Source organism: Craurococcus roseus (assembly GCF_039523795.1).
Classification (GTDB): domain Bacteria; phylum Pseudomonadota; class Alphaproteobacteria; order Acetobacterales; family Acetobacteraceae; genus Craurococcus; species Craurococcus roseus.
In genome coordinates, this window is sequence record NZ_BAAAFZ010000021.1 from 20694 (window position 1) to 46851 (window position 26158).

Sequence of the window (26158 nt, forward strand, 5' to 3'; positions counted from 1 at the left end):
CTCCCTCCGGCGCCGGCGGAAGCGCCGAAGCCCGGGCTGGAATCCTACCCCACGCCTCGAACGGGGTTCAATCTCGCGTTCATGCCCTGAACACGGTCCGCGTCCACCCTCGCCGGAACGGCCACGGACCGGGCGGCATGGTGGTCGGCGCGCGTGCCGCGGCTGGCCATCCAGCGACGTGAAGTGTAACATTCCACCACATGCCTAACCTCCTGGCCCCCAACCCGCCGCCGGCGCCGCCCGCCTCGTGACGCGGCCATCTGAAGGCGCCGCCGCGCCGCCGCCCGGCATCGTCGTCCTGACCGGCGCCGGCGTCTCGCGCGAGAGCGGCCTCGCCACCTTCCGCGACCCGGACGGCATCTGGCAGCGCGTGCGGATCGAGGACGTGGCGACGCCGGAAGCCTTCGCGCGCGACCCGGCCCGCGTGCAGGCGTTCTACGACGCCCGCCGCGCCCAGCTCGCCGACCCCGCCGTGGCGCCCAACGCGGCGCACCTCGCGCTGGCGGAGCTGGACCGGCGCTGGCCCGGCGATTTCCTGCTGGTCACGCAGAACGTGGACGACCTGCACGACCGCGCCGGGTCCGCGCGCCTGCTGCACATGCACGGCGAACTCGCCAAGGCACGCTGCCTGCGCTGCGGCGCGGTGGAGCCGAGCCCGCAGCGTTTGGCGGACGGGCCGCCCTGCCCCGCCTGCGGCCGACGCGGGGCCTTGCGCCCGCACGTCGTCTGGTTCGGCGAGGTGCCGCTCGGCATGGAGCGGATCGAGGAAGCGCTGGCGGGTTGCGGCCTCTTCGTCTCCATCGGCACCTCGGGCAGCGTTTACCCCGCCGCCGGCTTCGTCGCCGAAGCGCGCGGCCGCGGAGCCCGCACGGTGGAATTGAACCTGGAACCCTCGGAAGGAAGCGCGATGTTCGATGAGGCGCGGCACGGGCCGGCGACGCGGCTGGTGCCTGAGTTCGTGGAAGAGGTGCTGCGGCGCCACGGACCCGGCGCGTGAGGCATCTCCCGTTGGCGCTGCTCGCCGCCGCCGCGGCGGCGGCGAGGGCCGCCGCCGCGACCGCGCCCGCGAACGCGACGCCCCCTGCTGCCGCGGCCGCCCCCGGCCCCGCGCAGGACGGGCGCACCATCCAGCGCGGCGTGCTGCGGCCCGGCATCGGCGCGGCCGACCCGCGCCGGCCCGTGGACGTGCGCGCCGAACCCTGGAGCGCCCTCGGCCGCGTGCAGCTCGAAGTGGGCGGGCGCTGCACCGGCGTGCTGGTCGGCCCGCGCACGGTGCTCACCGCGGCGCACTGCCTGTTCGGCCCGCGCTCGCGCCAGGTGGTGCGGCCCGGCACCGTCCACTTCCTACTCGGCTACCACCTCGGCGAATGGTCGGCGCGCGCGCGCGTCGTGTCCTTCACTATGGGCGAAGGCTTCGCGCTCGACCGCGACAGCCCGTTCGGCGGCCCCCTCGGCGCCGATTGGGCGCTGCTCACCCTCGACGCGCCGCTGGGCGAAGGGCGGGCGCTGCGGCTCCGGCGCGACGCGCCGCAGTCCGGCACCGGGCTGATGTTCGCCGGCTACCAGCAGGATCGGCCGGAGGCGCTGCTCGCGGACACGGGCTGCCGCGCCATCGGCCTGCAACAGGGCGCGCGGAACCTGCCGTTGCTGGCGCACGGCTGCGCCGGCACCCGCGGCGCGAGCGGCGCGCCGCTGCTGGCGCGAGGCCGGGACGGGAAGTGGGAGGTGGTGGGCGTCGCCTCGGCCATGTCGGCGGGCGCGGCGCAAGGGGTGGCCGTGCCCGCCGGGACGCTGCCGGCCGCGCTCTTGCCCTGACCGACCGGCCGGGCGGCTCAGCGGCGGATGTGGCCTTCGTACTTGAACTCGGGCGAGTTCCGCAGTTGGTCGCGCGTCGCGTCCACCACCGCGCGCATGGAGCCGTTCGGCTGGCGCGTGAGCACCACCGCGCTCGGCGGCAGGGCCGCGTAGCGCTCGCCGATGCCGAGGAAACCGCCCACACCGATCACTATCGCGGCGATTTCCCGTCCCCCGCCGATCACCAAGTCCTCGATCTTGCCGAGCCGCTCATCCTGGAGGTTGTAGACGTCGGTGCGCATCAGGCCCGACGCCGTCATGTCGGCCGGCTGCACGGCGTAGTAGGTCACCACCACCTGCCCAGGAACCACCGCGACCAGCCCGCCGCCCGGCGGCGGCGCCTGCCCCGATTGCAGCGGTTGCGTCCCGCCCCAGCCCGGCAGCGTCTGTCGGGCGCCGTCGGGCTGGCCTTGCGCCGGTGCCGTCGAAGGCACCTGGGCGAGCAAGGCGCCCGCGAGCGCCGCGCCGAAACAGGCCTTCAGCGAGAAACGTTTCAGCATGTAGATTCCTTTTGAGATGGCAGGAGGACCGTGCGGCCACGCGGCCCCCCGCACCACGGCGCCCCGCGTTTCGATCACCCCGGAGGCGTCCCGCCGTCAGGCGGACTTGGCTTGGCCGCCCGCTGCCGCATCGTTCGAGGCGGACTGCGCCGCGCCGCCTTGGCCGCCGATCTGCTGCTGTCCGCCGCCGCCGCCACCGGCCCGGATCTGGATGCGCCCGCCGCCCTGCTGCTGTTGCGGCTTGGGCAGGGTGATGCGCAGGACGCCCTTTTCGAACTGCGCTTGCACCTGCTCGGGGTTGGGCTGGAAGGGCAAGCGGAAGGCGCGCTGGAAGCGGCCGAAGCTGCGCTCCGTCAGGTGCAGCCCGCCCTGCTCCTGCGTCCGCTCGTCCTTCTTCTCGCCGGACAAGGTCAGCAGATCGCCTTCCAGCCGCAGGTCGATGTCCTTCTCGGACATGCCGGGCAGCTCGGCGGCGACCTCCAGGCCCTGCTCGGTCTCGCGCACGTCGAGGTTCGGCGCGAAGCCGCCCAAGCCGGCGGCGCCGCGCCCGCCCACGGCCGGGAAGCCGCGGAACACCTCGTCAAAGGCGCGGTTCACCTCGCGCTGGAACAGGCTGAAGGGGTCGTTGCTCTGCTGCACGGGCCCGCCTTGCGGGTTGAGGAAGCGGGAAAGCATCGCGTTTTCCTCCTCTTGGCTTGCCGCTCGCGCGGTGTGTCCATCCGCCCGGGAAATGCGAGCAAAGCCAATAGGTTCCTTGCCCTTCTGTGACAACGCATCCACGCCGCGCGGCCCGAACCGGCGGCCTTCCGCGCGGTTAGGGCGGAAGGGGGCGCGACAGGGGATCGAGGATGGCGGACGGCGTGCAACGGGTGGAGGACGGCGGCGCCCGGGCGGCGGCGGCGCGGCACCGGACCGCGCTGCACGACGCCCTCGCCGAAACGCGCGCGGCCTGGCCCGGCCTCGGCTTCTACGAGCGTTTCGAGCAGGTCGTCTGCCTCGCCTTGACCGTGGTGATCTCGGGCGTGGTGGTCGCCTCGCTCGCCGTGCTGCTGATCCGGGTCGGGCAGCTCCTGCTGCTCGGCGTTGTGGACCCCGCCGAGCCCGCGGTGTTCCAGGCGATCTTCGGCATGATCGTGACCGTGCTGATAGCGCTGGAGTTCAACCACACCCTGCTCGGCGTGCTGGAGCGGCGCTGAAGCATAGTGCAGGTGCGCACCGTCGTCCTGATCGCCCTGCTGGCGATCGCCCGCAAGTTCCTCATCCTTGACCTGAAGGAGGTGGAGCACACCACGCTGCTCGGCTTGGCAGGAGCCGCGCTGGCGCTCGGCGGCGTCTACTGGCTCGTCGGCGGCCAGGACCGCCGCGACGCTGAAGCGTCCGGCGGCGGCTGAAACGCTCGCGCCGACCGGCCGCGGGATGGCACACCGGCGCCAGCCAACGCCCGGGCCGCGCCTTTTGTCCGGAAGCGACCGGCGAGGGCGGGCGAGTAGGCAAAGCAGCAAGGCGCCGTGCCGGACGGCAACCACCGCGCCCGCACCGCCGTTCCCACCGCTCCAACGGAGCACACCCCCACCATGGCCGACAGCCTGCCGGAGCTGCCGCCGCGCGCCTTCGCCAAGGCAGACCCGTCGCCGGACGCCGGCTTCTACGCCGAGCCCCGCTTCGTCACCCACATCGACGACGGCGCCATCGCCGCCGTCACCGACCTGTACCGCCGCGTCTTCCCCGCCGGCGGCGCCGTGCTCGACCTGATGTCGAGCTGGGTCAGCCACCTGCCGGACAACGTGGAGTACGCCGAGGTCATCGGCCACGGCATGAACGCCGAGGAGCTGGCCGCCAACCCGCGCCTGAGCCGCTGGTTCGTGCAGGACCTGAACCGCGACCCCGCGCTGCCGCTGCCCGACAGGAGCGTGGACGCCGCCGCGATCTGCGTTTCCATCCAGTACCTCCAGCGGCCCGTCGAGGTGCTGCGCGAGGTGGCGCGGGTGCTGCGCCCGGGCGGCGTCATAGCGGCCGCCTTCTCCAACCGCTGCTTCCCCACCAAGGCGGTCGCCATCTGGCAGGCCCTCGAGGGGCCGGACCAATGCGGTCTGGTGTCGCTCTACCTCCAGCGCGCAGGCTTCCCGAGCGTGCAGGCGCTGGAACTCGCCCCGCCCGGCCGCTGGGGGAGCGACCCGCTCTGGGCCGTGGTCGGCCGCACCGCGGCGGGCGAGAGCGATGCGGACCGCCGTTAGCCGCGTCTTGCTGGCCGGGGTGGCGGCCGTCGCGCTCGCCGTCTCCGCCTGGTCCGCCGCCGCGCCTGAGCCCGTCGCGCCGGCGCCGCCCGGCCTCGCCGCCGAGCGCTTCCCCAAGCCGGAGCGGCCGGTCGCCGGCATCGTGTCCGACCAGTGGGCGAGCGAGGACAGCCGCGAGCGCGCCGGCGAAGCGGCCAAGGTGATGGATCTGCTCGCCATCCGCCCCGGCATGGCGGCGGCCGACATCGGCGCCGGCGCGGGCTACTATGTCGGCCGCCTTTCACGCCGCGTCGGCCCCGAAGGCCGCGTCTTCGCCCAGGACATCGAGCGGAAGTACCTCGACCGCCTGCGCCAGCGCGTGGCGCGTGAACGCCTGTCCAACGTGTCGCTCGTGCTCGGCGAGCCGCACGACCCGCGCCTGCCGCCGCGCTCGGTGGACGTGGCGTTGCTGGTCCACATGTACCACGAGATCGCGCAGCCCTTCGGTCTCCTCGCCAATCTCGCCACGGCGATGCGCCCCGGCGGAAGAGTGGCGATCCTGGACGTGGACGGCCCCGTCCGGGCGCACGGCACGCCGCGCGCGCTGCTGGTGTGCGAACTCGCCGCCGTCGGCTACCGGGAAGCGGCATGGCACTGGATCGAGGGCCGCTCCGTCTACCTCGCGGTGTTCGAGCCCCCGGCCGAGCCGCCCGAACCGGAGCGCATCCGCCCGTGCGGGGACACGAGGTAAGGCCGCCCGTGCCGCGCATCGGCCGCCGCGGCGCCCTCCTCACCGGCGCCGCGTTGACCGCCGCCGCCGCCTCGATGACGGGGAAGGCCGGGCTGCTCGTCACCGGGCAAAGCAACGCCGGCTTCTTCATCGACGACGGCGGCATCCGGACGTTGAACGAAGGGCTCGCCGCCCTGCTCGGCATCGAGCGGGCGCGGTTCGACCCGCGCCTGGCCGGCATCAAGGACCTTGACGGCTACGCCCTGTGGGACGGCTTCCACCGGAGCCCCGCGATGGCCACGGCGCGCGGCGGCACGCCGCTCTGGGCGCCCGACGACCGCGACGCGTTCCTGCTGCACGAGCCGGGCGTCCACCCATCGCGCTGGCGGCGCGGCGCCGCCGGCGAGGCGCTCGACCGCTTCGTGCGCGACCTGATGACGGAGCGCGACCGCGCCGATTGCCTCGGAATCCTGTGGCTCCACACCGAGGACGACAGCCGGCGGATGCGGATGCGCGACGCCGCCGCCCACGCCGCGGCCATCCGCCGCCACCTGTCGCTGACCCGCGCCGCCTTCGGCCGCCCCGCGGCGGGGCCGGGCGGGCTGCCGGCCTACGGCTGGGCGCCCATCCCCTTCGGCGACAGCGCGGAAGGCCACCGCGCCGTGCGCGCCGCGCTCGCGGAGGTCGCGGACGACCCGGCGCGGAACTTCCGCCTGGCGGTCGCGCAGACCGCCGACAGCGAGCCGCGGGACAACGGCCGCGACTGGGCGCACCGCGACCCCGAGGACCTCCGCGCCTTCGCCCGCCGTGCCGCCTACGCCATCGCGCGGCACCTGCGACCGCGGCGCGACAGTTCATTCTTTGCCGGCCTGCCCGGCGCCGGGCCGCGCATCGCGGAGGCCGTGGCGGAAGGCGCGGAAACGACGGTGGCCGTGGTGGAGCACGACCGGGGCCGCGCCTTGAAGGCGAACCGGGCGGCGCTGGACGGGATCGGCTGGTCGGCCTTCGACGAGGGGCGCCCGCGCATCGTGAAGGCCATCGAGCTGCGCGGCGCCGACCGCATCGCCCTCCGGCACGAGCCCTGCACCGGCCCGCCGGAGCGCCGCGAGGTCGGCTACTGCCTCCTCGGCGAACAGCTCGGCCGCGGCAACGCCGTCACCGACGATTGGAGCGGCATCGGCGCGATCCTGCCGCGCGGCTTCGACGCGGCGTGGCGCTTCGACTTCCCGCTCCAAGCGACGCTGCGCCCCGTCGCGGCGCGGCCGGGCCGCTGAACCGCCCGGTCGCGCCGGAACTCCACCGGCCCGAACCGATTACATGGGGGAGCCCGGCCCTTGCCGGCGCGGTGGCCCCGGCCGCCCGCAACGCCATTTCCCACAACCGGCGCACGAGGAAACACCATGTTCGACGCGACGAAGCTCTTGGGCACCATGCTCGAACACCGGTCGGCGCCGTCCGCTGGCAACCGGCTCGGCAACGCGCTCGGCCAAGGCGGCTCCAGCGGCAGGGGCGGGAACCCGCTCGAACAGATCATGGCGCAGCTTGGCGGCGGCAGGTCGTCGGGCGGAGGAGGCGGCCTTGGCGCCCTGCTTGGCAGCCTGGGCGGCGGTTCGTCGGGTGGCAGCGGCGGCGGCCTCGGCGGCCTCCTCGGCTCGCTGACTGGCGGGAGCGGCGCCGGCCGCCCCGGCGCCGCCGGGATGCTCGGTGGCCTTGCCGACATGGTGCGGCAAGCGGCCAGCTCGCCGGGACAGGAGTTGAAGCGCAACAACCCGGCGGCGGTCGGCGGCCTCGGCGCGCTCGCCGGCACCCTGCTCGGCGGCGGGCGCGGCGCGATCGGCGGCGGGTTGTTGGCCGTGCTCGGCAGCCTCGCCTATTCGGCCCTGCAAGCGGGCGGGCAGGGCAACGCCGCAGCGGCGGCGGCGGCGCCCGGCACGCCGGAAGAGGTGCAGCACTCCGCCACGCTCATGCTGCGGGCGATGATCCAGGCGGCCAAGGCGGACGGCCACCTCGACGCGCAGGAGATCGAGCGCATCACCGGCAAACTGTCCGAAGCCGGCGAGGACGGCGAAGCCCGCGACTTCGTCCTCCGCGAGATGCGCGGCCCGGTGGACTTGGAGGGCCTCGCCGCCGCGGCGCGCGACCCGAAGCAAGCCGCCGAGGTCTACGCCGCGTCGCTGATGGCGATCGAGGTGGATACCCAGGCGGAAAGAGACTACCTGGCCCGCTTGGCGACCGCCCTGGGCCTATCCCGGCCGACGGTGGACCACATCCACCAGTCTCTCGGCGTCGCGGCCTGACTCGCGTGGTCCCTGCCCTCCCCCTCCCCGGCGGCGGCGAAATGCCGCGGCTCGGCCTCGGCACTTGGCCCATGCGCGGCGCGGAAGGCCAGCGCGCCGTCGAATCGGCGCTGGCGATGGGCTACCGCCACATCGACACCGCCGAGATGTATGGCAACGAGTCGGAGGTCGGCGCCGCCGTCGCCGCGTCCGGCGTGCCGCGCGGCGAACTCTTCGTCGCCACCAAGGTCTGGTGGGACCACCTCACCCCGTCCGGCATCCGCGCCGCCTGCGAGGCGTCGCTGGCGCGCCTCCGCCTCCAACACGCGGACCTCTACTACATCCACTGGCCGAGCCCGGACATGGACCTGGACGCCGCGTTAGGCGCCCTGGCGCGGCTGAAGGAGGACGGGCTCGCGCGCGCCGTCGGCGTGTGCAACTTCCCGCCGGGCCTGCTGCGGCGGGCCCTCGGCACCGGCGCGCCGATCGCCTGCGTGCAGGTGGAGCACCACGTCTACCTGTCGCAAGAGCGCCTGCTCGCGGTGACGCGGCCCGCCGGCATCCCGCTGGTGTCCTACTCCCCCACGGCGAAGGCGGCAGGCGAGGCCGACCCGGTCCTGCAAGGCATCGCCCGCAAGCACGGCCGCACGCCGACGCAGGTGGCGCTCGCGTGGCTGCTGGGCGAGGACGGCGTGGCGGCCATCCCGAAAGCGGCGAGCGAGGCGAACCAGCGCGCCAACCTCGAAGCCGCCTCCTTGCGCCTGGACGACGAGGACCGCCGTGCCATCGCCGGGCTGCCGAAGAACCGGCGCCTGGTGGACCCGGACTTCGCCCCCGAATGGGACGCCTGACGGCCCATCGCGGGACACGACAGGCAGGAGCTTCCCCATGGCCGAGCGCCGCACCGTCCTTTCCGCCTCCCTCCTCGGCCTCGCCGCCGCTGCCCCGGCCGCGGCGCAAACGGAAGCGAAGCCTCTCGCCGGCAAGGCGGCGCTCGTCACCGGCGCCGCGCGCGGGATCGGCCGCGCCACCGCCGTCGAGTTGGCGCGGCAGGGCGCGGCCGTCGCACTGCTCGACATCGCCGACCCGGACGCGATCCCGGAGCTCCGGGGCTACCGCCTCGCCAGCCGCGCCGAGCTGGAAGAGGCAGCGCGGCTCGTGCGGGCGGAAGGCGCCCGCGCGCTGCCGCTGGTGGCGGACGTGCGCGATTGGGAGGCGATGCGCCGGGCCACGGAGCGGGCGGCGCGGGAACTCGGCGGCGGCCGGCTCGACGTCGTCGTCGCCAACGCCGGCATCGCCATCGACGGCAAGCTGGCGCGGTACGAGCCCGCGCCTTGGCGGGCGATGCTGGACGTGAACCTCACCGGCGCGCTCAACACGGTGCAGGCCGCCCTGCCGGGGCTGCGCCGCCCCGGCGGCCGGATCATCCTCGTCACCTCCGTCCAGGCACGGACCGGTTCGGTCGCGTCGGGCGCCTACGCCACGACGAAGTGGGGCATGACCGGGCTGATGAAGTCGCTCGCGGCCGAGCTCGGTCCGGAAGGCATCACCGTCAACGCCGTCGCGCCAACCGGGGTGGACACGCCCATGGTCGGGCGCGCCTCCGAAGGGCGGGGAAAAGCGCACCCGTGCACGGTGCACTCCGGCCACGCCCTGCCGGTGGATCTGCTGGAGCCGGCGGAGATCGCAACTGCCATCGCCTTCCTCGCCGGCCCCGGCGCCGGCTTCGTGTCCGGCACGACGCTCGACGTGAACGCCGGGAAATCGGCGCAACTCAGCGCCTGAAGGCGCCCGCCGCCGTCAATCCATGGTGGCGCCGGAGCGGCGCGCGACCTCGCCCCACCGTTCCGCCTCCGCGCGCACGAAGGCGGCGAACTCCTCCCCGCCCATGCCGCCGGCGGCGCGGGCGCCCTGCTCGCGCAGCGCGGCCTCCACCTCCGGGTCGCGCAGCGCGCGGGCGCTCGCGTCGCGCAGTACGGTCAGGACCGGCTCCGGCGTGCGGGTGGGCGCGACCAGGCCGTACCAGTTCTCCGCCAGCACCTGCGGCATCCCCGCTTCGGCGGTGGTGGGCACCTCCGGCAGCAGCGGCGCGCGTTCCTTGCCGGCCAGGACCACCGCCCGTAGCGCGCCCGAGCGCACCTGCGGCAGCAGCACGGGCAGGTCCGCGAACATCATCTGCACCTGCCCCGAGACGAGGTCGGTGACGGCCGGCGCAGCGCCTCGGTAGGGCACATGGACGATCTCGACACCGGCGGCGAAGCGCAGCGCCTCGCCCGCCAAGTGCGGCATGCTGCCGTTGCCGGAGGACGCGAAGTTGAGGCGCCCCGGCCGCGCCTTCGCGTGCGCGACCAGCTCCGCCAGCGTGTTCGCCGGCACGTCGGGATGCACCGCGAGCAGTTCCGGCACCGTCGCCACCAGCGCCACCGGCGCGAGGTCCCGCCCGACCTGGTAGGGCATGGAGGCGACGAGGTTGGGCGCGATGGCGAGCGCGCCGGCGCTGGTCACGGCGACCGTGTGCCCGTCCGGCGCGGCCTTGGCGACGGTGTCCGTGCCGACCACGCCGCCGCCGCCGGAGCGGTTCTCCACCATTACGGGTTGGCCGAGCAGCGCGGAGAGCTTCTGCGCCAGCACCCGCCCGATTAGGTCGGTCGGCCCGCCCGGCGGGAAGGGCACCACCAAGCGCATCGGCCGGTTGGGGAAGGCGCCGCCGGCCGTCGGCTGACCCTCGGCCGGGGCCGCCGCGGAAGCGGCGAGCGCCGCGGCGGCGAGGGCGCGCCGCTTCATCATGGGTGTCGTCCTCACGCCCGGATGGTGCCGGCCGGGACGCGAACCGCCAAGGTCCGCGTCCGCCGGCCGGTCACTCCGGCACGAGCACGATCTCCAGCACGGCCACCAAGCGGCCGCCGCCGACCTGCACCGTGGCCGCCGCCGGCTTGTGGCCGTCGCTGCGGACGCCCAGCGTGTAGGCGCCGGCGCCCGGCGCCGACAGCCGGAAGGAACCGTCGGGGCCGGTCAGAGCCGCGATGTCCGGCAGCGCGACCGGCCCTTCGACGAAGTAGACGCTCGCCATCGGCACCGGGGCGCCGGCCGCGTCCACCACTCGTCCTTCGATCAGATGCGGCGGAGAAGCGGACATGGACGGCGGCTCCTCGCCCCGGCCCCGGCCGTCGTCAGGTCGCGGCTTTCCAGGCGACCATGTTGTTGTACACCTCCGAATTGATCCGCGTCCCGGAGTTCGTGACCGCGCCGCCGTAGGCGTGGATGGCGAAGGCCATGCGGGCGCCGTTGACGATGCGGTACACCGCGCTGCCGCTCTGCCCGCCGGCGGTGTCGATGTCGTAGTACACCTTGCGCGCGTCCACCGAAGCGATCTTGCGCGAGTCGTACCATTGCGTGCCGCTCGGCTTGTCGCCCGGGTAGCCGGAGATGTTGCCGGTGCTGGCGACGAGGTCGGCGTCCGGGTAGGCGCCGAAGCCGAACCAGCCCGTGGTGTTGCCGAGGTCGGTCGGCAGGATGATCGCGCCGTAGTCGAAGTTCTGGTCGCCGTTGTCGGTCCAGCCCGTCACCGAGCGGAAGCTGGTGCTGGTGACCGAGCCGTGGGGGAGCGCGCTCCCGTTGCGGCCGGGCATGACCTGGACGCTCTTCACCCAGCCGTCGCGGCCGGGGACGCCGCTGTTCTTGATGTGGATGACGTGCCCGGCGGTCATCAACGTGCGCGGCCCGATGAACCAGCCGGTGCCGATCCATTGCGAATTGTCGCGCGCCACGATCAGCAGCGAAGCGTGCATCCGCCAAGGGTGGGCGGCGGTGTCGGTGATCTGCCTGCGGTCGTCCGGCCCATGCACGGTCTCGGCCATCGGCGGCGGCGACCCGAAGGAGGCTTCACCGATGTCGCGCAGCTTGGTCGCCGGGACGCTGAGCGTGCGCGCGGCCTCCGCCGCGGCACGCGGACCGGCCGCGCCGCCGACCCGCTCGGTTTCACCATCGGCCGGCGCGGCGCCGCCGGCGTCGCGGCCCGCGGACGGCGCTTGCGTCTTGGGCTGCCGGACGGACTTGCCGGCGTGTTCGAGGTCGAGGTTCGAGACCGGCGTGTGCGGGCCCGAGGACGGCACGGGCGCCGCATCCTCGTTCGCTGCCTTGATCTTGTGGGACGCGACCCGGTGGGGCGTTATCTTGTGGGACGCTGACATGGCGGTCCTCCATTGCAGCTTCGCAGCCAAAAGGAGCCGGGGCGTGTGCCGGCCCGGTGCCGGGGCTTCCAACCCGGGCGCGACATTATTCCTTGGAGATGAAGACCGCCGATGTGCGGCCGGTCACACCGCACAGCCGGCGCGCCTCAGCCGCCGCCGGCCGCCTCGTCCCGGACCATGCGCCGGAGCGCCATGCGGTCGAGCTTCTGCGCGCCCGTCATGGGCAGCGCCTCCACGACGCGGATGTCGTCCGGGACCTTGTAGCCGACCAGCCGCTCCGCGCAGTGCGCCGCGATCTCGGCTTCGGAGAGCGCCTCGTCCGCGCGCGGCACCACGTAGGCCACCAGTCGCTCCCCGCCGGTGCGCGGGTCGGGCGCGCCCACCACGCCGGCCGCGGCGACCTTCGGGTGCGCGTAGATCGCTTCCTCGACCTCGCGCGGGAAGACGTTGAAGCCCTTCACGAGCACCACGTCCTTCTTGCGGTCGGTGATGAACAGGAAGCCGTCGGCATCCAGGTGGCCGATGTCGCCGGTGTAAACGAAGCCGCCGCGGATGGCCTGCGCCGTTTCCTCCGGCCGGCCGCGGTAGCCCGCCATCATGTGCGGGCCGCGCACGCGCACCTCGCCGCGTTCGCCCAGCGGCAGGACCCGGGCGCCGGTCTCCAGGTCCACCACCTGCACCTCGTTGCAGGGGACGGCTTTGCCGACCGAGCCCGGGCGGACGCCGGTGAGGCCGTTGGTGCCGCTGATCGGCGCGATCTCCGTCATGCCGTAGCCTTCGTGGATTTCGCGCCCCGTCGCGCGACGCCAGCGCTCCAGCAATTCCACCGGCATGGGCGCGCCGCCGGCCGGGCAGACGCGCAGCGCGGACAGGTCGGCGCCGGCGAGGTTGGGCGCGGACAGCACGCCCGCGTAGATCGCCGGCGGCCCGCCGCCGAACACCGTCACGCGGTGCCCGGCCATCAGCTCCACGACGTGCTCCGGCTTGAAGCGCTCGGGGACCACCGTTTCGGCGCGGGCGGAAACCGGGCAGAGCACGCCTTGCAGGAAGCCGTAGATGTGGGTGAAGGGCGCGACGGGCAGCCACACCTCGCCGCTGGCGCGCGTCGGCCAGCAGTATTCCATGCAGCGCGTGGCGACCACCAAGCGCCCGTGCGTGTGCTCCACCGCCTTGGGGACGCCGGTGGTGCCGCCGCTGAACAGCAGCGCCGCGACGTCCCCCGGCTCCGCCGCGCGCCGGCCGAGCGGCGGCGCTTCCGGTTCGGCGGCGAGCTCCGCGACGGTCGTGTCGCGCCCCAGGCAGACCACCCCCGGGATGCCCAGCGATGCCGCCAACGCCAGCACCAGCTCGTGCGTCGCGGGCGAGCAGACCACGGCGCGCGGCGCGGCGTCGCGCAGCAGCGGTTCGAGCTGCGGTCCGGGATAGAGCGGGTTGAGCAGCGCGGGCGCCGCCAGGGCCTTCAACGCGGCGAAGAAGGCGACGCGGAACTCGATGGAGTTGGGCAGCAGCAGCGCCACCGCCTCGCCAGGCGCGGCGGCGGCCGCGAGGCGCCGGGCGAGTGCCGACGCGGCGCGGCCCTCCTCGCGGTAGGTGACGGACGCGCCGAGGTGCCGCAGCGACACCGTCCCCGGCGTGGTGGCGACGGCGTGGTCGAACATGGCGCAGAGCGTGGCGAAAGGCGGGCGCGGCTCGCCGGCGCCGTGGACGGGGAGGTCCACCGTCGCCGCCCCGCTCACCGCGGCGCCCCCTCCGCCTTTAGGCGCAGCAGGGCGAGCAGCGCCGCATCACGCCGCGCGACGACCCGCTCCCGCCCGCCATGCGTGGCCAATTCCTCCGCCACGCCGTCCGCGACCCTGCGGCCCAGTTCGGCGTCCACGGACACGGTGCCGAGATCTCGCCACATTTCTTCCGTCGCCTGCCAGAGTGGCTTGGCGAACAGCTCGCCGATGCCGCCCGTGCCGCCGGACAGGTGCAGGTTGAGGAACGGGCCGAGCAGCGCCCAGCGCAGCCCGGGGCCGTGCGCGATGGCGGCGTCCACGTCCTCCACGCTGGCGACGCCGGTTGCGACCAGGTGGAACGCCTCCTGCCACAGCGCCGCCTGCAAGCGGTTGGCGACGTGGCCGCGCACCTCCCGGCGGAGTTGGATCGGGTGCTTGCCGAGCGCGCGGTAGAAGTCCATCGCCCGCCCAACCGCCTCGGCCGACGTTCCCCGCCCGCCGGCGACCTCCACCAGCGGGATCAGGTGCGGCGGGTTGAACGGGTGGCCGAGCACGACGCGTTCCGGATGGCGGGCGCAGGCGTCCTGGATCTCGCTCGCCGTGATGGTGGAGGAGCTGGTCGCCAGGATCGCGCCCGCCGGCGCCGCCTCGTCCAGCCGCCGGAACAGGTCGCGCTTGAGGGCCAGCCGCTCCGGCCCGTTCTCCTGCACGAACTGCGCGTCCGCGACGGCCTCCTCGGGCGAGGCGGCGAAGCGCAGCCGGCCGCGTGACGCGCCGGGGGCCAGGCCCATCGCCTCCATCGCCGGCCACTGCGTTTCCACCGCGCGGCGCAGCGCGGCGTCGGCGCCCGGCGCCGGGTCCGCCGCCACTACGTCGAGGCCGCGGGCGAGAAAGACCGTGGCCCAACTGGCGCCGATGACGCCGGTGGCGACGACGGCGACCCGTTGGACGTCCATCACGGCGTCCCCGGCGGGTCGCGGAAGCGCGCGATCAGGTCCTCGGGGACGGGCAGCGCCTTGATGCCGTCCGGGTTGTCGGGGTGCCGGCCGACCCAGACCCGCGTTTCGAAGCCCTCGACGGCCAGCGTGCCGTCGTCACGCAGCAGGCGGTGCCGGACGTCGAAGCTGGCGCGGCGGAACTCCGTGACGGTGCTCTCGATCGCCACTTCGTCGCCGAAGGCGCAGGGCACGCGGAACGTCGCCCGCGTGTCCACCATCGGGAAGCCCACCACGTCGTAATGGCGCAGCATCTGCTTCTTGGTGCCGCCGAAGGCGCGGCCGAACAGCGCACCCGTGGAGGCGTCGAACATGGCGAAGTAGCGCGGGTAGAAGACGATGCCGGCGGGGTCGCAGTCGCCCCATTCGATGGTCAGGCGGCGCGTGTTGACGAGCATGGTGGCGCGTCACCCCTCGGACGGGTTGGAGACCTTGGCGCCGCGCTTGGCCACGAAGTCGGCGAGGCGCGCGGCGGCCTCCGGCCCGGTCTGCGCGAAGGCGGCCATCATGCTCTCGACGAAAAGGCCGTCGTCCTCGCCCATGTCCTGGATGCGCGGCAGGGCTTGCAGCACGCCGAGCACGGTGAGCGGAGCCATGTCCGCGACCTTGGCCGCCAGCTCGCCCGCCTTCTCCCGCGCCCCGCCCTCGGGCACGAGGTACTGCGCGAGGCCCGCGCGCTCGGCCGCTGCTGCGTCCAGCACGCGGCCGGTGAGCATCATGTCCATCATGCGCGGCGCCCCGATCAGCCGCGCCACGTGGACGGACGCGCCGCCGCCCACGTAGATGCCGCGCGAGCCCTCCGGCAGCGCGAAGAAGGCCGTGGCGTCGGCCACCCGCAGGTGGCACGCGGCGGCCAATTCCAGCCCGCCGCCCACCGTGGCGCCGTGCAGCGCCGCTATCGCCGGGATGCGGCCGCGGCGGAGGACGGAGAACGTCGCGTGCCAGGCGCGGGAATGGTGGAACACCTCCGCCGGCTCGCGGGTGCGGTGCTCGGACAGGTCGAGGCCGGCGCAGAAGCATGGGCCGTGGCCGAACACCACCAGAGCCCGCGCCTCCTCCTGCGCGCGCCGCGCGGCGGCGGCGAGGTCCGACAGCAGGGCGTCGTTGATGGCGTTGCGCTTGCGCGGCCGGTCCAGGCCGACCCAGGCCACGCGGTCGCGCAGCTCGTAGGTGACGGTGCCGTCGCCGGAGTCCATGCCGCCCCTCCTCCCGGACAAGGCTTGCCCGCCCCGCCCAAGCCGCACAATGATGCAGCGGACAAGGCACGCAAGGGCCGGCCGTCCCGCCGCGGGGCGGGCAAGGGAGGGCAGCATGGGCACGGACAAGGCCAAGCGCCGCACGGTGCTCGCGGCCCTCGCGGGCGGCGGCTTGCTCGGCGGGCACGGCCGCGCCGCGGCGCAGCAACAGCAGCCGACGCTTGACCGGCTCGCCCGCACCGTCATCGGCTTCCCGCCCGGCGGTTCATCCGACACGGTCGCCCGGATCTACGCCGAGCGTCTGCGGGGCGTCTACGCGCCGCAGGTCGTGGTGGAGAACCGCGCCGGCGCCACGGGGCGCCTCGCCCTGGAGGCGGTGAAGGCCGCGCGGCCGGACGGCACGACGCTTGTGCAGACACCGGCCAGCATGCTGACGGTCTACCCGCACCTTTACCCGCGGACGCTGCGCTACGACGCGCTGGCCGACTTCATCCCGGTCACGCCGGTCTGCACCTTCCCCTTCGCGGTCGCCGTCCGGCCGGACCACCCGGCGAAGACCTTCCCCGAATTCATCGCCTGGGCGAAGCGCCAGGGGAGCGCCGTGCCCTTCGCCAGCCCGGCGGCGGGCGCCGTGCCGCACTTCGTCGGCGTGCAGATGGCCAAGGCGCTCGGCCTCCAGCTCACCCACGTCCCTTACCGCGGCGGCGCCCCGGCGATCCAGGCGCTGCTCGGCGGCGAGATCCCGATGGTGCTGGTGGTGGCGGGCGAGGTGGCGGAGTTCCACCGCTCCGGCCAGGTCCGCATCATCGCCGTCTCCTCGCCGGAGCGGATGCCGCGGCTGCCTGAGCTGCCCACCTTCGCCGAACTCGGGCAGCCCGACCTCACCGCCGAGGAATGGTTCGGCGTGCTGCTGCCGGCGCAGACCCCGGAGCCGATCGTGGAAGGGCTGCACCGCGCCATCGCCGCCGCCGCCGCCACGCCCGAGTTGCAGGAGGCGCTGGCGCGGCTGGAATACAGGACCGCGATGATGTCCCCGCGCGACTTCGCCGCGCGCATCCGCGCGGAGCGCGAACGTTGGGGGCCGATCGTGCAGGAGTCCGGGTTCAAGGCGGAGGACTGACGGTCCCGCCGGCCCGGCGCGCACCGTGACGAGGAGAGCAGCATGGCATCGAGCGGCAAGGTCATCGTGACGGTGGCGCCCACCGGCGGCATGGCGTCCAAGCAGGCGAATCCCAACCTGCCGACGCAGCCGGAGGAGATCGCCGAATCCGTCCACAAGTCGTTCAAGGAAGGCGCGGCCGTCGCGGCCCTGCACGCCCGCCGGCCCGACGACCAAGCGACCTGCAACGCCGGCATCTACCGGGACACCAACCGCCGCATCCGCGAGCGCTGCGACATCGTCCTCAACAACTCCACCGGCGGCGGCTCCTCCGGGGACATGCTGTTGCCGCGGCCGGACGGCATGTTCGAGAACAACTTCGAGGAGCGGCTGAAGGGGTTGGACGCCGGCGCCGAGATGGCCACGCTCGACGGCTTCACCGCCGTGGACACCTTCGGGGACAAGGAGATCCTCGTCATCACCACCCCCTCGCGCTGCGAGACGATGGCGAAGCGCTTCCAGGAGCGCGGCATCAAGCCGGAGTGGGAGGTGTTCAACCCGGCGCACATCCTCCAGGACGTCACGCGCCTGATCCAGAAGGGCTACGACAAGCCGCCGTACTTCATCAACATGGTGCTGGGCACCGACCGCAACTTCCAGGGCGGGATGCCCTACAGCCACGAGCTACTGGCCTCCATGGTCCGGATGCTGCCGCCGCAGTCGGTGTGGTGCCTCTCCGCCATCGGCCCGGCGCAACTGCCGGGGACGACGCAAGCGCTGCTGATGGGCGGTCACATCCGCGTCGGGCTGGAGGACAACAACTACTACGGCCGCGGCGTGCTGGCGACGAACGAGATGCTGGTGGCGCGCTCCGTCCGCATCATGAAGGAGCTGAACCTGGAGCCGGCCTCGCCCGGCGAGGCGCGGGAGATGCTCGGGCTGAAACCGCTGAGCCGCTGAGGCGCGGCATGGCGGAGGACCCGCCCCGGCTCGACTTCGTCGGCACCGTCGAGGCGGAGGTCGCCGCGCCCCTCGTCATTGGCGCGGGCGCGACCGGGGAGCGGCGCGTCGTGCCGATCCTGGGCGGCCGTATGTCGGGGCCCAAGCTGGAAGGGGAAATCCTGCCGGGCGGCGCGGACTTCCAACTCATCCGCCCGGACGGCGTCGCGGAGATCGAGGCGCGCTACACGCTCCGCCTCTCGGACGGCGTGCTCGTCTACGTGGTCAACCGCGGCCTGCGCCATGCCGCGCCGGAGGACATGGCGCGGCTCTTGCGCGGCGAGCCGGTGCCGCCGGAGCGCGTGTACTTCCGCACCGCCCCGGCTTTCGAGACCGCTTCGCCGGCACACGCTTGGCTGCAGCGCGGCCTGTTCGTCGGCTTCGGGGAGCGCCGGCCGGCGTCGGTGCTCGTGCGCGTCTTCGCCGTTTGACGCTTACTCGATTGCCTTGAACCCGGTGCTGCGCACCACCTCGGCCCAGCGCGCCGTCTCGTCGCGCATCAGGTTTGCGAAGGCGGCGCGGCCGTGGCCGGCGACGCGGAAGCCCGCCTCCTGCATCTTCGCCCGCACCGGGGCGGCGGAAAGGGCGCGGAGCACGGCCGCTTCGAGGTCGGCCAGGACCGGCCCGGGCGTCGCCGCCGGCGCGACGAGGCCGAACCAGGCGCTGAACGCGAGCGAGAGCCGGCCGAGTTCGCCGACCGTCGGGACCTCCGGCAACAAGCTCGACCGGGCGGGCCCGGTGGTGGCGAGCGCCTTCAGCTTGCCCGCCCTGACATGCGGCGCCACCAGCGCGACGGTGCCGAACATGCCCTGGACGTCGCCGTTCAGCACCGCGGTCATGGCGTCGCCCGTCGTCCGGAAGTGGGCCGGCTCGGCCTTTAGCCCGGCTTCCCTGGCGAGGATGGCGGCGCCGAAATGCCCGGGCGTCCCGGCGCCGAAGGTGCCCATGAACACCGGGCCCTGCGCTTTCGCCCAAGCCAGGTAACCGGCGAAGTCGGCCGCCTGGACCGCGGCGGGCACGACAAACGCGAAGTCGATCGACGCCACCTCGGTTATCGCGGCGAAGTCGCGGGCGGGATCGTAGGGGAGGCGCGCGTAGGTGCTGGGCGCCATGGCGAGTTGCCCGACCTCGCCGAGCAGCAGCGTGTAACCGTCCGGCGCCGCGGCCTTCGCAACCTCCTGCGCTGCGATCGCGCCCGCGGCGCCCGGCTTGTTGTCGACCACGACGCCGGCGGGCCAAGCCTCGCGCAGCCCTTCGGCGAGGAGGCGCGCGATGACGTCCGGTCCGCTGCCCGGCGGGAAGCCCAGCACGATCCGGACCGCCCGGTCGGGAAAGGCGGCGATGGCGACCGACCAGGGCAGCAGGAGCGCGGCGCCCGCTACGGCGGCGCCGCGGCGCGTGATCGGGCGGAACCTCATGGACCGAACTCCCCAGAGCCTTCTGGCACGCCTCGGCCGCCGCTTGCGAACGGCCCGCGTGGTGGAAGCCGGAGTATGTCGTCGCACCGCGCCCCGGAGAGGCGGCGCGTTTTCACGTCCGATTGTGCGAGCCGGAGTCTTCCTCGGTGCAGGGCGCAGTCCCCGTCCGCTACCCGGCGGGACGTCGCGGTGCTGGTGGGACGGGAGGCGGCCGCGTAACGTCGCCCCCCCGGGGCGCGGAGGCGCCGACGCCAAGCCGGCTAGGGCGAGTACCCACCGGTCCGGCCGCGATGGCCGCCACGCCTGTGGGCGCCCTATCAACCACCTGCCCCGAGAACGGAAGGGGTGTGCACGAGGGCATTCCGGACGGCAACGGCGGTAGCCGCGGCTTCTACGGCGCTTGGAACCTCGCGCCGGGCCCGGTGCGATTCTTGGAGATGGCCGGACGTATTCGGCAGAGTTTCACCACCGCCGCGCGAACGACGGCTAAAGCTTTCGCGGCGGTATAGTTTTACTGTATACAGACGCCCATGCATTCTCTACCCACAGGCGAGAGGCTAGTGCGCCTACATCGATCGGAACGGTGTTCAGTCTGATGCCGATGTTCGGTTTGACGCCCACCGAAACGGGCCAAGACAGCGCGGACTGGTCGGGGAGCACCCACCGCGGCCCGTGCCGGGTGGTCGCCGCCGACGAGCGGCGGGCTCGCCTCTTCGCGGCCAACGTTTTCACCGACCGCGCCGCGACGCGGACGCCGGCCGGGCTGCTGCCCGCCTCGCCCTGGATGCGGCGCGGCTTGGTGGCGGCCGCCCGGATCGTCGGCTCGGCGGACAACCTGAAAGCCGACGGCACCGTCATGGTGCCCTCCGATCCGGGCGACCCGGGCGGGTCCTACCGGGTGGTCGGGACGGGGCGGATGGTCTTGGCCGGACCGTTGCAGATCCGCCACGCCAACGCCATCCGCATCACCATGCCCGAGGAGCGGCCGGCGACGGCCAACCTCAGCGTCCCGGCCTTGCGCACGGAGGTCGAGCGGCTGCGTCAGGACTGCGCCGAGGCCTACCAAGTCATCGGCTCGCTGGCCGACCGGGCGGGCCTCCTCCAATACCCGGCGGTCGTGAAGGCGCTGGAGAACCTGGACGCCGCCACCCGCGGCGACCCCCGGCCCCACGCGGACCTCCTGCCGATCTTCCTGCCGGACAACGAGAACCACTGAACCGGCCCGGGTCCGGCCTGCCTCCAGTCACTGACATGGCGCCGAGGCATGGCCAGAACGGTGGCCATGCCCCGCCACAACCCTGCCGACGCGAAGAAGCGTCCGCCGTCCCTAGCCCGAATTCCCTACACATGAGCCCGCCTCGAGTGACCGGTTGGAGCGGCAGTTGGCCGACCCACCGGCATCGGATGAGGGCTCGGTCGAGCAGCTAGACGCGCTGCGCGATCCCGCCCGGGATTGACCCGCAGCGAACACCCGGCAGTCCGGGCGCCCTTGGCCCAGCCCCTCCTTACGACTCTGTGTTTGGGGGGGTGGCCTCGTTCGCGGCCTGCCATATACCCAGGAACGGCCTTTCCGGCCGCCGCGCAAGGCGGGGCAACCGCCAGGAGCCCAGGAGACGTCCGATGCCCAGCGCGCAGCCCGCCGCCGCGCCGGGCGGGGCGCCCGCGCGCCCTTCGGGAGCGCGGGCGTGAGCCGCCCCGGCACAGTCCTCGTCCTCGGCGCCGGGCAGGCCGGCTTTCAAGTCGCCGCGTCCCTGCGCGAGGACGGATTCGACGGGCGCGTCGTGCTGGTCGGGGAGGAGCCGGGGCTGCCGTACCAGCGCCCGCCCCTCTCCAAGGCTTACCTCACCGGCAAGGCGGATGCGGTCGCCGTCCGGCTGCGGCCCGAGAAGTTCTTCACCGAGCACCGGCTGGAACTGCGCGCGGGCGAGCGGGCGGTGCGGATCGACCGCGTCGGCCGGCGTGTGGCGTTGGCTTCCGGCGAGTCGCTGCCCTACGACCACCTCGTCCTCGCCCTCGGCGCGCGGAACCGGGCGCTGCCGGTGCCGGGCGCGGAGTTGGACGGGGTGGTGCAGCTCCGGACGCTCACCGATGCGGAAGGGTTGCGCCAACGGCTGGAGCGCGCGGGCGAGGCCGTGGTGGTTGGCGCCGGCTTCATCGGGCTGGAGTTCGCCGCCGTCGCCGCGGCGCGTGGTGTCGCGGTCACGGTGATCGAGTCCACCGACCGGCCGATGGCCCGCTCGTTGTCGCCCGCGATGTCGGCTTTCTTCCGCGATGCGCACGAGCGCCAGGATGCGCGGTTCGCGTTCGGCGCCACTGTCGTGCGCGTCCTCGGGGACGGGCGCGCGACCGGCGTGGAGACCGCCGACGGCCGCCGCTTCCCGGCGGACCTAGTGCTGGTCGGCATCGGCGTGGTGCCCAACGCGGAGCTGGCGGCCGAAGCCGGGCTCGCCGTCGCCGACGGGATCGTGGTGGACGAGCACTTGGCGACGGGCGACCCGGCCATCTCCGCCATCGGCGACTGCGCCCGCCACCCTTGCCGCTTCGCCGGGAGCGATGCCCCGGTGCGGATCGAATCGGTGCAGAACGCCGTGGACCAGGCGCGGTGCGTCGCCGCCCGCCTCGCCGGGCGGTCCACGGCGCCTTACGCGGCCGTGCCGTGGTTCTGGAGCGACCAGGGCGCGCTCAAGCTGCAGATCGCCGGGTTGGCGACGCCGCACAACCGCGCCGTGCCGCGCGGCGATCCGGCCGCGGGCGCCTTCTCGGTGTTCTGCTTCCGCGGGGGCCGGCTCGCCGGCGTCGAATCGGCCAACCGCCCGTTGGATCACGTTTTCGCGCGCAAGCTGCTGGCGAACGGGGCGGACCTAACGCCCGAGCAGGCGGCCGATCCGGGCTTTGACCTCAAGGCCCTCGCCGCCGCCGCGCCTCGGGCGGCGTAAAGGAAGGACACGGAAGATGCGAACCCAGGTCGGCATCGTCGGCGCGGGCCCAGCGGGGCTGATGCTCTCGCACCTGCTCCACCTCCGAGGCGTCGAGTCCGTCGTCGTGGAAAGCCGCTCGCGCGAGGCGATCGAAGCGACCATCCGCGCCGGCATCCTCGAACAGAGCACCGTCGACATGATGGCGCGGGCCGGCGTCGGCGACCGCCTGAAGCGCGAAGGCGTGGTCCACCACGGCACCATCCTCCGCTTCAACGGCCGGGACCACCGCATCGACTTCGAGGGATTGACCGGCGGGCGCGTCGCCACCCTCTACCCGCAGCACGAGGTGCTGAAGGACCTCATCAAGGCGCGGCTCGACGCGGGCGGCGACATCCGGTTCGAGGCCAAGGACACCGTCGTGGAGGACGTGGAAAGCCCGCGGCCGCGCATCCGCTTCACCGACAAGGACGGGCGGGCGCAGAACCTGGAATGCGACTTCGTCGCGGGCTGCGACGGCTCCTACGGCGTGTCCCGCCCCGCCATTCCGCAGGACAAGCGCAAGGACTACCTGCGCATCTACCCGTTCGGCTGGTTCGGCATCCTCTGCGAGGCGCCGCCCTCCTCCGAGGAGCTGGTCTACGCCCGGCACCCGCGCGGCTTCGCCCTCATCAGCAGCCGCACGCCGGAGGTGCAGCGCATGTATTTCCAATGCGACCCGAACGACAAGACGGACAACTGGTCCGAGGACCGCATCTGGGAGGAGCTGCAGACGCGCGTGTCCGGCGAGGACGGGTTCCGCCTGAAGGAAGGCCGCATCTTCCAGAAGAACATCGTCCCGATGCGCTCCTTCGTGTGCGAGCCGATGCAGCACGGGCGGCTGTTCATCGCCGGCGACGCCGCCCACACCGTGCCGCCGACCGGGGCCAAGGGGATGAACCTCGCCATGGCCGACATCCACGTGCTCGACCGTGCGCTGGGCCGCTTCTACGCCGACGGGTCCACCGACCTGCTGGACACGTACTCGGAAACGGCGCTGAAGCGGGTGTGGCGGGCGCAGCACTTCTCCTGGTGGATGACCTCCATGCTGCACCGCTTCGAGGGCGCGAGCGAGTTCGACGAGAAGCGCCAGCTCGCGGAGCTGGACCTGGTCACAAGCTCGGTCCCTGCCGCCACCTCGCTCGCCCAGAACTACGTCGGCCTGCCGCTCGAATGAAAGACCGACGGGAGGAGGAAACGCCATGAGCATCGCGGAAACCGCGCCGCGGCCGGCACGCGCCCCGGAATCGGACGCGGACCCGTTCTCCATCGAGTTCTTCGAAGACCCGCACCGCATCCACGACGAGTCGCGCGAAGCCGGGCCGGTGGTGTTCCTGCGCCGTTACGGCGTCCACGCGGTCGCCCGCTACGCGGAGGTCCACGCCGTCCTGAACGACTGGCGGACCTTCTGCTCGTCGCGCGGCGTCGGCATGGACGACTACGCCACCGGCAAGCCCTGACGCCCGCGTAGCCTGGTGTTGGAAACCGACCCGCCCGAGCACGACCGCGCCCGCGCCCGCGCCGTGCTGAACAAGGCGCTCTCGCCGGCCGCGATGAAGCGCTTACGGGAAGGCTTCGCGGCGGCGGCCGAGCGGAAGGTGGTCGAACTCCTGGAGCGGGGCAGCTTCGACGCCGTCCCCGACCTCGCCGAAGCCTACACGATGACGGTGTTCCCCGGCGCGCTCGGGATGCCGCACGAAGGTCGGGAGCACGCCTTGCCCTACGCCGCCGTGGTGTTCAACTCCTTCGGCCCTGACAACGACTTGCGGCGCGAAGCGCTGGCGGACGCCGCGCCGCACATGGCCTGGGTGGCCGAATCCTGCCGGCGGGACAGGTTGGCGCCCGGCGGCTTCGGCGCGGGCATCCACGCCGCGACCGACACCGGCGAAATCACGCCGGACGAGGCGCCGCTGCTGGTGCGCTACCTGTTCTCGGCGGGGGTGGACACCACGGTCAACGGCATCGGCGCGGCGCTCTACTGCCTCGCGCGCTTCCCGGACCAGTGGCGCAAGCTGCACGAGAACCCTTCCCTCGCCCGCGCCGCTTTCGAGGAGGCGGTCCGCTTCGAGAGCCCGGTGCAGACCTTCTTCCGCACCGCGACCCGCCCAGTCGAGATCGGCGGCGTCGAGGTGGGCGAGGGCCGGAAGGTGCTGATGTTCCTCGGCGCGGCCAACCGCGGCCCGCGCCGGTGGGAACGGCCGAACGACTACGACGTCGCCCGCCGCACCAGCGGCGATGTCGGCTTCGGCAACGGCGTCCACATGTGCGTCGGTCAGCTCCTGGCGCGGCTGGAGGGCGAGGTCCTGCTGGCCGCCATGGCGCGCAAGGTGGCCTCCCTTGAGATCAGCGGCCCGGTGAAGCGCCGTTACAACAACGCGCTGCGCGGCCTGGCCAGCCTGCCGCTCACCATCCGCCCCGCTGGGGCTTGAGGAGGACCATGCCGAACGTCGTTTTCGTCCACCCCGACGGCGCACGGGAGGAGTTGGAGATCGCCGAAGGGACGAGCGTCATGCAAGGCGCCACGGCGCAGGGGATCGACGGCATCGTGGCGGAATGCGGCGGCAATTGCATGTGCGCCACCTGCCACGTCTACGTGGAGCCTTCGCAGCTCGCCTCGCTTCCGGCGATGTCCGAGGAGGAGGACGCGCTGCTGAACGGCACGGCGAGCGAGCGCAAGCCCAACAGCCGGTTGACCTGCCAGCTTCCGGTGACGGCCGCTCTAGACGGATTGGTGGTGAGCCTGCCCGAACGGCAGGTGTGACGGCGGACAACGACAAAGAAGAGGGAGGACGATGATGGGTCGTTGAAGGGGCCGCCTCGCGGCGGCGGCCGCGGGCCTGCTCGCCTGCATCGGCGGGGCGTACGCGCAGATCTCGGACGACGTCGTCCGGGTCGGCGTCCTGAACAACATCTCGGGCGTCTTCCAGGACACCAACGGCGCCGGCTCGGTGATGGCGGCGCGCATGGCGGCGGGGGACTTCGCCGGCGGCGGGCGCGGCATCCGCGTCGAGATCGTGCAGGGCGACCACCAGAACCGCGCCGACGTGGGCTCCGCGCTGGCCCGCCGCTGGCTCGACGTGGACAAGGTGGACGCGGTGGTGGACGTGCCGAACTCGGCCGTCGGGCTCGCGGTCAACACGCTGCTGCGCGACAGCCGGGCGGCGCTCCTCGCCTCCTCCACGGCGACCTCGGAACTCACCGGTGCCCAGTGCTCGCCCAACACCGTGCAGTGGGTGACGGACACCTGCGCCATCGCCAGTTCTACCGCCGCCGGCGTCATGCAGCGCGGCGGCGGTAGTCGGTATTCCCTCACCATGGACTACGCGCTCGGCCACGGCATCGTCCGCGACGCCACCGCCTTCATCGAGGCCCGGGGCGGCCGCGTGCTCGGCGGCGCCCGCCAACCCGCTCGGGACCAGCGATCTGTCCTCCATGCTGCTCCAAGCCCGCTCCTCGCGGGCCAAGGTGGTCGGCCTCGCCAACGCCGGCGCGGACACGATCGACGCCGTGAAGCAGGCCGCCGAGTTCGGCGTCGGACCGCGTTCCGGGCAGTCGCTGGTGGCGATGCTGGCCTTCATCAACGACGTCCACGCCATGGGCCTGCGCGCGGCGCAGGACGTGCTGCTGACAGAGACGTTCTACTGGGACATGAACGAGGGGACGCACGCCTGGAGCCGCCGCTTCGGCGAGCGCATGGGCGGCAACCTCGTGCCCAGCACCAACCAAGCCGGCGTTTACTCCGCGACGCTGGCTTATCTCCGGGCTGTCGCCGCGGCGGGGACGGACGACGCGCGGTGGGTCGTGCCCGAGATGAAGCGCGCGCCGTTCCAAGACCCGCTGTTCGGCGACATGGCGGTGCGGCAGGACGGCCGCGCCATGCACCTGTTCGAGGTCAAGAAGCCGGAGGAGAGCCGCCGCCCCTTCGACCACTACAATCTGGCCCACACCATCCCGGGCGACCAGGCGTTCCGGCCCATGGCGGAGGGCGGCTGCCCGCTGGCGCGCTGAGCGCGGCG

General features: G+C 73.4%; 28 protein-coding genes and 2 pseudogenes. 20 read left to right on the forward strand and 10 right to left on the reverse strand.

Translation table 11 applies throughout. From position 1 onward, the window contains the following. Nucleotides 1-247 precede the first annotated feature (247 nt). On the forward strand, nucleotides 248-997 hold the full coding sequence (locus tag ABD067_RS09210; protein ID WP_343894949.1) for an NAD-dependent deacylase: 750 nt from the start codon (nucleotides 248-250) through the stop codon (nucleotides 995-997). Continuing rightward, entirely contained in the window at nucleotides 994-1815 is an 822-nt protein-coding gene (locus ABD067_RS09215) for a trypsin-like serine peptidase (RefSeq protein WP_343894950.1), read from the forward strand. The genes ABD067_RS09210 and ABD067_RS09215 overlap by 4 nt, the downstream gene beginning before the upstream one ends. Nucleotides 1816-1832: 17 nt before the next feature. Here the strand turns inward: ABD067_RS09215 and ABD067_RS09220 are convergent, their stop codons facing one another. Then, on the reverse strand, nucleotides 1833-2354 hold the full coding sequence (locus ABD067_RS09220; protein WP_343894951.1) for a PRC-barrel domain-containing protein: 522 nt from the start codon (nucleotides 2352-2354) through the stop codon (nucleotides 1833-1835). A 96-nt stretch (nucleotides 2355-2450) separates the two neighbouring features. Next, nucleotides 2451-3029 (reverse strand): Hsp20/alpha crystallin family protein, encoded by a 579-nt coding sequence (locus tag ABD067_RS09225; protein WP_343894952.1) that lies wholly within the window; start codon nucleotides 3027-3029, stop codon nucleotides 2451-2453. A gap of 173 nt (nucleotides 3030-3202) precedes the next feature. Here ABD067_RS09225 and ABD067_RS09230 point away from each other — a divergent pair. The 7 genes and pseudogenes from ABD067_RS09230 (at nucleotide 3203) to ABD067_RS09260 (ending at nucleotide 9358) form a co-directional block, all read left to right on the forward strand. Then, a pseudogene (locus tag ABD067_RS09230) lies at nucleotides 3203-3745 on the forward strand (phosphate-starvation-inducible PsiE family protein). 183 nt (nucleotides 3746-3928) lie between these two features. Then, nucleotides 3929-4588, forward strand: a complete 660-nt coding sequence (locus ABD067_RS09235) for a methyltransferase domain-containing protein (protein WP_343894953.1) — start codon at nucleotides 3929-3931, stop codon at nucleotides 4586-4588. Continuing rightward, nucleotides 4572-5318, forward strand: coding sequence for a class I SAM-dependent methyltransferase (locus tag ABD067_RS09240; protein ID WP_343894954.1), 747 nt, complete (start codon nucleotides 4572-4574; stop codon nucleotides 5316-5318). The genes ABD067_RS09235 and ABD067_RS09240 overlap by 17 nt, the downstream gene beginning before the upstream one ends. 8 nt (nucleotides 5319-5326) lie before the next feature. Further along, nucleotides 5327-6571: a PAS domain-containing protein gene (locus tag ABD067_RS09245; RefSeq protein ID WP_343894955.1), complete on the forward strand. Its 1245-nt coding sequence runs from the start codon at nucleotides 5327-5329 to the stop codon at nucleotides 6569-6571. Nucleotides 6572-6697: 126 nt separating this feature from the next. Further along, nucleotides 6698-7594, forward strand: a complete 897-nt coding sequence (locus ABD067_RS09250; RefSeq protein ID WP_343894956.1) for a tellurite resistance TerB family protein — start codon at nucleotides 6698-6700, stop codon at nucleotides 7592-7594. Nucleotides 7595-7635: 41 nt separating this feature from the next. After that, complete coding sequence (locus ABD067_RS09255) at nucleotides 7636-8424, forward strand: aldo/keto reductase (protein WP_343894957.1); 789 nt, start codon at nucleotides 7636-7638, stop codon at nucleotides 8422-8424. A gap of 37 nt (nucleotides 8425-8461) precedes the next feature. Beyond that, entirely contained in the window at nucleotides 8462-9358 is an 897-nt protein-coding gene (locus tag ABD067_RS09260; protein ID WP_343894958.1) for an SDR family NAD(P)-dependent oxidoreductase, read from the forward strand. 15 nt (nucleotides 9359-9373) lie between these two features. Here ABD067_RS09260 and ABD067_RS09265 read toward each other — a convergent pair whose 3' ends face one another. The 7 genes from ABD067_RS09265 to ABD067_RS09295 all read right to left on the reverse strand — a co-directional run bounded on the left by ABD067_RS09265 (nucleotide 9374) and on the right by ABD067_RS09295 (nucleotide 15672). Beyond that, entirely contained in the window at nucleotides 9374-10360 is a 987-nt protein-coding gene (locus ABD067_RS09265) for a tripartite tricarboxylate transporter substrate binding protein (RefSeq protein WP_343894959.1), read from the reverse strand. A gap of 70 nt (nucleotides 10361-10430) precedes the next feature. After that, complete coding sequence (locus ABD067_RS09270; protein WP_343894960.1) at nucleotides 10431-10709, reverse strand: carboxypeptidase regulatory-like domain-containing protein; 279 nt, start codon at nucleotides 10707-10709, stop codon at nucleotides 10431-10433. 34 nt (nucleotides 10710-10743) lie between these two features. Continuing rightward, nucleotides 10744-11763, reverse strand: coding sequence for a trypsin-like serine peptidase (locus ABD067_RS09275; protein WP_343894961.1), 1020 nt, complete (start codon nucleotides 11761-11763; stop codon nucleotides 10744-10746). Nucleotides 11764-11909: 146 nt separating this feature from the next. Then, complete coding sequence (locus ABD067_RS09280; RefSeq protein WP_343894962.1) at nucleotides 11910-13499, reverse strand: class I adenylate-forming enzyme family protein; 1590 nt, start codon at nucleotides 13497-13499, stop codon at nucleotides 11910-11912. Further along, a complete protein-coding gene (locus ABD067_RS09285; RefSeq protein WP_343894963.1) occupies nucleotides 13496-14437 on the reverse strand; it encodes a 3-hydroxyacyl-CoA dehydrogenase NAD-binding domain-containing protein in 942 nt (313 codons plus the stop codon). Before ABD067_RS09285 ends, ABD067_RS09280 begins: the two co-directional genes overlap by 4 nt. Further along, a complete protein-coding gene (locus tag ABD067_RS09290) occupies nucleotides 14437-14874 on the reverse strand; it encodes an acyl-CoA thioesterase (protein WP_343894964.1) in 438 nt (145 codons plus the stop codon). The genes ABD067_RS09285 and ABD067_RS09290 overlap by 1 nt, the downstream gene beginning before the upstream one ends. A 9-nt stretch (nucleotides 14875-14883) precedes the next feature. Continuing rightward, nucleotides 14884-15672 carry a crotonase/enoyl-CoA hydratase family protein gene (locus tag ABD067_RS09295; protein ID WP_343894965.1) on the reverse strand — a complete coding sequence of 263 codons (789 nt, stop codon included), beginning with the start codon at nucleotides 15670-15672 and terminating at the stop codon, nucleotides 14884-14886. Between the two features lie 115 nt (nucleotides 15673-15787). On the opposite strand from ABD067_RS09295, the gene ABD067_RS09300 reads away from it, so the two are divergent. Genes ABD067_RS09300 through ABD067_RS09310 form a run of 3 tightly spaced genes read left to right on the forward strand, consistent with a single transcriptional unit; the run spans nucleotide 15788 to nucleotide 18201 of the window. After that, entirely contained in the window at nucleotides 15788-16792 is a 1005-nt protein-coding gene (locus tag ABD067_RS09300; protein ID WP_343894966.1) for a Bug family tripartite tricarboxylate transporter substrate binding protein, read from the forward strand. 42 nt (nucleotides 16793-16834) lie between these two features. Beyond that, a complete protein-coding gene (locus tag ABD067_RS09305) occupies nucleotides 16835-17731 on the forward strand; it encodes a BKACE family enzyme (protein WP_343894967.1) in 897 nt (298 codons plus the stop codon). Nucleotides 17732-17739: 8 nt separating this feature from the next. After that, nucleotides 17740-18201, forward strand: a complete 462-nt coding sequence (locus tag ABD067_RS09310) for a DUF3237 domain-containing protein (RefSeq protein ID WP_343894968.1) — start codon at nucleotides 17740-17742, stop codon at nucleotides 18199-18201. Between the two features lie 3 nt (nucleotides 18202-18204). On the opposite strand, the gene ABD067_RS09315 is transcribed toward ABD067_RS09310, so the two are convergent. Continuing rightward, nucleotides 18205-19188: a Bug family tripartite tricarboxylate transporter substrate binding protein gene (locus ABD067_RS09315; protein WP_343894969.1), complete on the reverse strand. Its 984-nt coding sequence runs from the start codon at nucleotides 19186-19188 to the stop codon at nucleotides 18205-18207. Between the two features lie 595 nt (nucleotides 19189-19783). On the opposite strand from ABD067_RS09315, the gene ABD067_RS09320 reads away from it, so the two are divergent. The 8 genes and pseudogenes from ABD067_RS09320 (at nucleotide 19784) to ABD067_RS09355 (ending at nucleotide 26150) form a co-directional block, all read left to right on the forward strand. After that, complete coding sequence (locus ABD067_RS09320) at nucleotides 19784-20404, forward strand: hypothetical protein (RefSeq protein WP_343894970.1); 621 nt, start codon at nucleotides 19784-19786, stop codon at nucleotides 20402-20404. 469 nt (nucleotides 20405-20873) lie between these two features. Further along, the gene (locus tag ABD067_RS09325) at nucleotides 20874-22124 is read left to right on the forward strand and encodes an NAD(P)/FAD-dependent oxidoreductase (protein WP_343894971.1); all 1251 of its coding nucleotides are present in this window, start codon (nucleotides 20874-20876) and stop codon (nucleotides 22122-22124) included. A 16-nt stretch (nucleotides 22125-22140) separates the two neighbouring features. Next, on the forward strand, nucleotides 22141-23319 hold the full coding sequence (locus ABD067_RS09330; RefSeq protein WP_343894972.1) for a 4-hydroxybenzoate 3-monooxygenase: 1179 nt from the start codon (nucleotides 22141-22143) through the stop codon (nucleotides 23317-23319). 25 nt (nucleotides 23320-23344) lie between these two features. Further along, complete coding sequence (locus ABD067_RS09335; protein WP_343894973.1) at nucleotides 23345-23602, forward strand: hypothetical protein; 258 nt, start codon at nucleotides 23345-23347, stop codon at nucleotides 23600-23602. An 18-nt stretch (nucleotides 23603-23620) separates the two neighbouring features. Next, a complete protein-coding gene (locus tag ABD067_RS09340) occupies nucleotides 23621-24571 on the forward strand; it encodes a cytochrome P450 (RefSeq protein WP_343894974.1) in 951 nt (316 codons plus the stop codon). An 8-nt stretch (nucleotides 24572-24579) separates the two neighbouring features. Beyond that, nucleotides 24580-24903, forward strand: coding sequence for a 2Fe-2S iron-sulfur cluster-binding protein (locus ABD067_RS09345; protein ID WP_343894975.1), 324 nt, complete (start codon nucleotides 24580-24582; stop codon nucleotides 24901-24903). A gap of 148 nt (nucleotides 24904-25051) precedes the next feature. Then, nucleotides 25052-25480: pseudogene (locus tag ABD067_RS26390) on the forward strand (ABC transporter substrate-binding protein); the annotation flags it as partial. Between the two features lie 94 nt (nucleotides 25481-25574). Beyond that, on the forward strand, nucleotides 25575-26150 hold the full coding sequence (locus ABD067_RS09355; protein WP_343894977.1) for an ABC transporter substrate-binding protein: 576 nt from the start codon (nucleotides 25575-25577) through the stop codon (nucleotides 26148-26150). Nucleotides 26151-26158: the final 8 nt, after the last annotated feature.

Bases quoted from the DNA above. Each gene is read 5' to 3' on its own strand.
- ABD067_RS09270 (WP_343894960.1), bottom strand. From the start codon at position 10,709: ATGTCCGCTTCTCCGCCGCATCTGATCGAAGGACGAGTGGTGGACGCG.
- ABD067_RS09265 (WP_343894959.1), bottom strand. From the start codon at position 10,360: ATGATGAAGCGGCGCGCCCTCGCCGCCGCGGCGCTCGCCGCTTCCGCG.
- ABD067_RS09225 (WP_343894952.1), bottom strand. From the start codon at position 3,029: ATGCTTTCCCGCTTCCTCAACCCGCAAGGCGGGCCCGTGCAGCAGAGC.
- ABD067_RS09330 (WP_343894972.1), top strand. From the start codon at position 22,141: ATGCGAACCCAGGTCGGCATCGTCGGCGCGGGCCCAGCGGGGCTGATG.
- ABD067_RS09295 (WP_343894965.1), bottom strand. From the start codon at position 15,672: ATGGACTCCGGCGACGGCACCGTCACCTACGAGCTGCGCGACCGCGTG.
- ABD067_RS09335 (WP_343894973.1), top strand. From the start codon at position 23,345: ATGAGCATCGCGGAAACCGCGCCGCGGCCGGCACGCGCCCCGGAATCG.
- ABD067_RS09305 (WP_343894967.1), top strand. From the start codon at position 16,835: ATGGCATCGAGCGGCAAGGTCATCGTGACGGTGGCGCCCACCGGCGGC.
- ABD067_RS09355 (WP_343894977.1), top strand. From the start codon at position 25,575: ATGCTGCTCCAAGCCCGCTCCTCGCGGGCCAAGGTGGTCGGCCTCGCC.
- ABD067_RS09255 (WP_343894957.1), top strand. From the start codon at position 7,636: ATGCCGCGGCTCGGCCTCGGCACTTGGCCCATGCGCGGCGCGGAAGGC.
- ABD067_RS09285 (WP_343894963.1), bottom strand. From the start codon at position 14,437: ATGGACGTCCAACGGGTCGCCGTCGTCGCCACCGGCGTCATCGGCGCC.
- ABD067_RS09315 (WP_343894969.1), bottom strand. From the start codon at position 19,188: ATGAGGTTCCGCCCGATCACGCGCCGCGGCGCCGCCGTAGCGGGCGCC.
- ABD067_RS09300 (WP_343894966.1), top strand. From the start codon at position 15,788: ATGGGCACGGACAAGGCCAAGCGCCGCACGGTGCTCGCGGCCCTCGCG.
- ABD067_RS09290 (WP_343894964.1), bottom strand. From the start codon at position 14,874: ATGCTCGTCAACACGCGCCGCCTGACCATCGAATGGGGCGACTGCGAC.
- ABD067_RS09275 (WP_343894961.1), bottom strand. From the start codon at position 11,763: ATGTCAGCGTCCCACAAGATAACGCCCCACCGGGTCGCGTCCCACAAG.
- ABD067_RS09260 (WP_343894958.1), top strand. From the start codon at position 8,462: ATGGCCGAGCGCCGCACCGTCCTTTCCGCCTCCCTCCTCGGCCTCGCC.
- ABD067_RS09345 (WP_343894975.1), top strand. From the start codon at position 24,580: ATGCCGAACGTCGTTTTCGTCCACCCCGACGGCGCACGGGAGGAGTTG.
- ABD067_RS09235 (WP_343894953.1), top strand. From the start codon at position 3,929: ATGGCCGACAGCCTGCCGGAGCTGCCGCCGCGCGCCTTCGCCAAGGCA.
- ABD067_RS09220 (WP_343894951.1), bottom strand. From the start codon at position 2,354: ATGCTGAAACGTTTCTCGCTGAAGGCCTGTTTCGGCGCGGCGCTCGCG.
- ABD067_RS09250 (WP_343894956.1), top strand. From the start codon at position 6,698: ATGTTCGACGCGACGAAGCTCTTGGGCACCATGCTCGAACACCGGTCG.
- ABD067_RS09320 (WP_343894970.1), top strand. From the start codon at position 19,784: ATGCCGATGTTCGGTTTGACGCCCACCGAAACGGGCCAAGACAGCGCG.
- ABD067_RS09240 (WP_343894954.1), top strand. From the start codon at position 4,572: ATGCGGACCGCCGTTAGCCGCGTCTTGCTGGCCGGGGTGGCGGCCGTC.
- ABD067_RS09310 (WP_343894968.1), top strand. From the start codon at position 17,740: ATGGCGGAGGACCCGCCCCGGCTCGACTTCGTCGGCACCGTCGAGGCG.